This window comes from uncultured Methylobacterium sp. (assembly GCF_964242245.1).
Lineage (GTDB): Bacteria > Pseudomonadota > Alphaproteobacteria > Rhizobiales > Beijerinckiaceae > Methylobacterium.
In genome coordinates, this window is sequence record NZ_CAXTBY010000203.1 from 1 (window position 1) to 3,423 (window position 3,423).

A 3,423-nucleotide genomic window follows, 5' to 3' on the forward strand; every position below is an offset into this window, starting at 1 on the left:
TCAGCGCGCGACCGCGCCGACCATCGGTCCGAGCGGGCGGCTGAGGTCGGACCGCTTGAGCGCCGGCGCGTAGAGGCTCGACACGCTGCCGTCGAGGAACAGGGCGTTGCGGCAGCCGAGATCGTCCTTGAACAGCCGCGCGAAGGCGCCGAACGTGACGGGGCGCTCCGAGATCGCGAAGACCGCGACTTGGCCGTTGTCGCGCACGCCGACGCCGTTGCGGACCTTCAGGCTCGGCCCGTCCGTCGCGATCTTCGGATGGATCTGCCCGTCGATCACCAGCATCGGGCCCGACTGGGTCGCGAAGTCGGGCTTGAGCCGCGCCTTGAGGTAGTGGGCCGTGTCGAGGACGCCCGCGCGCTCGCCCTTCACGTAGAACACGCCGTTCGGCTTGAGGTGGAAGTTGCCCGGCCCGTTGGCGGTGGAGACGCCCTTCATCTCGCGGCCCTCCTCGACGTAGAGCCCGACCGGCGCCTGACCCGTGTCGTACATCCCGGCATTCATCGCGAAGCTGAGGCGCGGGCCCTGCTTCTCGGCGAGCGCCGAGAGCGAGGAATAGGGCAGGCCGTCCGCTCCGAGCCAGAACAGCCGCACCCGCTGGCGGCGGAGGTCGACGCTGCACACCGTGAAGCTCTCGCCCTGGGCCTGGACCGGCCTGCAGGGGGGCTCGACGGCGGACGGCGTCTCGGCCCGGGCCGGGGCGGCAGCGGGGAGCAGGCTTCCGGCGAACAACAACACCGTGGCGTAGCGCAGCATCATCGTGAGGCCTCGGAGCGCCCGAACGTTCGACGGGCCGCCCCACTCCTCGCCCGAGACGGCGATGGTTTTCAAGCCTCGCGCGTCGCGCCGGGCCGGCATCCCGCGTCGGCGTTTCCGCCCGCGGCGCCTGAACCGAATTCCGGCCTCGGGCGTTCCTCTCGGGCTCGACATGTTCCGTTCGGCTCTTTCCGGAGATAACGCGATGAAACGGGTTCTTCTTGCTTCGACGCTGATGGTCGGAGCGCTGGCCTACCTTCCGACGGCGGCCGAGGCGCGCGGCTTCGGCGGCGGCGGATTTCACGGGGGAGGCTTCCGCGGTGCCGGGTTCCGCGGCGGGTTCGGCGGCTATCGTGGCGGCTACGGCGGCCGCGGCTACGGCCTCGGCGGGCTCGGCCTCGGTGTCGGCCTCGGCCTTGCGGCCGGCGGGCTCTACGGCGGCTACGGCTATCCCGGCTACGGGTACGGCTACGCGCCGGTCGGCTACGGGTACGGGGGCGAGTGCGTGACGGTTCCGCGGGTGCGCTGGACGCCCTACGGCTACCGCCGCGTGCTGGTCGAGCGCTGCTACTGACGCGCGCCTGACGCGATGCGCGCGAGGGGACCGCCGTCGAGGGCGGCTCCCTCCACGCCGGGGCTCAGGGCCGCGGCGCCATCTCCTCCCGCCGCATCGGCATGGCGTCGATCGTGGAGGCGAGGCGTTGCGCCGGGATCGGCTCGGGCGACGAGATCTTCACGCCGCCGTCCTTGCCGACGAGCACCGCCCGGAAGGCGTCCGTCGCCAAGCCGACGGCCCGCCGCAGCGACACCGCCCGCTCGTCCGTGCCCACCGCGTCGAGGACGACGAGGTCGCGCTCAGTCATGGCCGTCCTCGACGCGGCGAGGGCCTGGCGCTGCGCGGCGAGCCTCCGGTCGCCGGCATCCGGCGCGGCAAGGACCAGGAGGCGCGATTTCCAGCGGTAGGGGGTCAGCGGGTCCGCGTGCGCCGCGACCGCCAGTCCGGCTGCGACGAGGCCGGCGGCGGCCCCTGCTGCGAGTCCTGTCTTCACGTCGCGCCTCCCCTGTCCCAGGCCGGATGCCTTGATGCCTTGGGACAACGCGGATCACGCCGGTCCGATCATCCGGCCGTTTGCCGCGGTGCCGCGCCGCGCCATGTCCTCGGTTGCGGAGGCGTCCGCGAGGGAGATGGACTGACATGGCCACCATGAACCGCCGCATCGTGCTGGCCTCGCGCCCGCACGGGGAGCCGACGCCGGCACACTTCCGGCTCGAGGAGGCCCGCGTGCCGAGCCCGCGGCCGGGCGAGGTCCTTCTGCGCACCCGCTGGCTCTCCCTCGATCCCTACATGCGCGGCCGCATGAGCGCCGCGAAATCCTACGTCGCCCCGGTCGGGATCGGCGAGCCGATGACCGGCGGGACCGTGAGCGAAGTGGTGCGGTCCGACCACCCGGATTTCGCGGCCGGCACCCTGGTCTCGGCCTTCGGCGGCTGGCAGGACTTCTCGGTGTCGGACGGCACGGGCCTGCGCAAGGTCGATCCGGCGCTCGCCCCTCCGACCACGGCGCTGGGCATCCTCGGCATGCCGGGCATGACCGCCTATACGGGCCTCCTCAACATCGGCAGGCCGCGGCCGGGCGAGACCGTGGCGGTCGCGGCCGCCGCCGGACCGGTCGGGTCCCTCGTCGGGCAGATCGCGCGGCTCAAGGGCGCCCGCGCGGTCGGGATCGCCGGCGGCCCTGAGAAGTGCGCCCACCTGATCGACGACCTCGGGTTCGACGCCGCGGTGGACCACCGCTCCGACGATCTGCCCGCGGCGCTGGCCGCCGCCTGTCCGGACGGCATCGACGTCTACTTCGAGAACGTCGGCGGCGCGGTCTTCGAGGCGGTGCTGCCGCTCTTGAACGACTTCTCCCGCATCCCGGTCTGCGGGCTGGTCTCCGGCTACAACGCCACCGAACCGCCCCCCGGCCCCGACCGGGCTCCGGCGCTGATGCGGGCGATCCTGACCAAGCGCCTGCAGCTCCAGGGCTTCATCGTCTGGGACTTCGCGAGCCAGATCGACGAATTCGAGGCCGCGGTCGGCGGCTGGCTGAGGGAGGCGCGGGTGCGCTACCGCGAGGACATCGTCGAGGGGCTGGAGAACGCGCCCGAGGCGTTCATCGGCCTGCTGAAGGGGCAGAACTTCGGCAAGCTCATCGTCCGCGTGGCGTGAGGACCCGGACGGGGCGGATGCCGCATCGGGCCGTGGCTGCCTTGTCGCGCTTCGCGAACAAATGTAGAACGAAATCGCGTTCGACGAGGCATGTGCGTCCCGGGGACAAGCGCGGGCGGGGCTGTTGCCGCCGCCGGCTCCGCGGCCCATGAAGGATGTCGGCGGATGACGGCCCCGTGAGATGCGTTGGCGAAGGAGAGAGCGATGGCGGGCAGCGTGAACAAGGTGATCCTGGTGGGCAACCTCGGGCGCGACCCCGAGACGCGCCGGCTCGGCTCCGGCGACCCGGTGGTCAACCTGCGGCTCGCGACCTCCGAGTCGTGGAAGGACAAATCCTCCGGCGAGCGCAAGGAGAAGACCGAGTGGCACTCGGTGGTGATCTACAACGAGAACCTCGCGCGCGTGGCCGAGCAGTACCTGCGCAAGGGCTCGAAGGTCTACATCGAGGGCCAGCT

The 3,423-nt window shown here is 72.1% G+C and carries 5 protein-coding genes; 3 read left to right on the top strand and 2 right to left on the bottom strand.

From position 1 onward, the window contains the following. Complete coding sequence (locus ACFE8Y_RS21295) at window positions 1-759, bottom strand: phosphodiester glycosidase family protein (protein WP_375466363.1); 759 nt, start codon at window positions 757-759, stop codon at window positions 1-3. Between the two features lie 202 nt (window positions 760-961). Between ACFE8Y_RS21295 and ACFE8Y_RS21300 the strand changes: the two genes are divergently transcribed. After that, window positions 962-1,330 (top strand): hypothetical protein, encoded by a 369-nt coding sequence (locus tag ACFE8Y_RS21300; protein ID WP_375466359.1) that lies wholly within the window; start codon window positions 962-964, stop codon window positions 1,328-1,330. A 64-nt stretch (window positions 1,331-1,394) separates the two neighbouring features. Here ACFE8Y_RS21300 and ACFE8Y_RS21305 read toward each other — a convergent pair whose 3' ends face one another. Further along, window positions 1,395-1,805, bottom strand: a complete 411-nt coding sequence (locus ACFE8Y_RS21305) for a DUF4174 domain-containing protein (RefSeq protein WP_375466360.1) — start codon at window positions 1,803-1,805, stop codon at window positions 1,395-1,397. A 146-nt stretch (window positions 1,806-1,951) separates the two neighbouring features. On the opposite strand from ACFE8Y_RS21305, the gene ACFE8Y_RS21310 reads away from it, so the two are divergent. Next, window positions 1,952-2,968, top strand: coding sequence for an NADP-dependent oxidoreductase (locus tag ACFE8Y_RS21310; protein ID WP_375466361.1), 1,017 nt, complete (start codon window positions 1,952-1,954; stop codon window positions 2,966-2,968). A gap of 204 nt (window positions 2,969-3,172) precedes the next feature. Continuing rightward, window positions 3,173-3,423, top strand: a 251-nt coding sequence (gene ssb, locus ACFE8Y_RS21315) for a single-stranded DNA-binding protein (RefSeq protein WP_375466362.1), incomplete at its 3' end; no start/stop codon positions are given.

Bases quoted from the DNA above. Each gene is read 5' to 3' on its own strand.
- ACFE8Y_RS21310 (WP_375466361.1), top strand. From the start codon at position 1,952: ATGGCCACCATGAACCGCCGCATCGTGCTGGCCTCGCGCCCGCACGGG.
- ACFE8Y_RS21300 (WP_375466359.1), top strand. From the start codon at position 962: ATGAAACGGGTTCTTCTTGCTTCGACGCTGATGGTCGGAGCGCTGGCC.
- ACFE8Y_RS21295 (WP_375466363.1), bottom strand. From the start codon at position 759: ATGATGCTGCGCTACGCCACGGTGTTGTTGTTCGCCGGAAGCCTGCTC.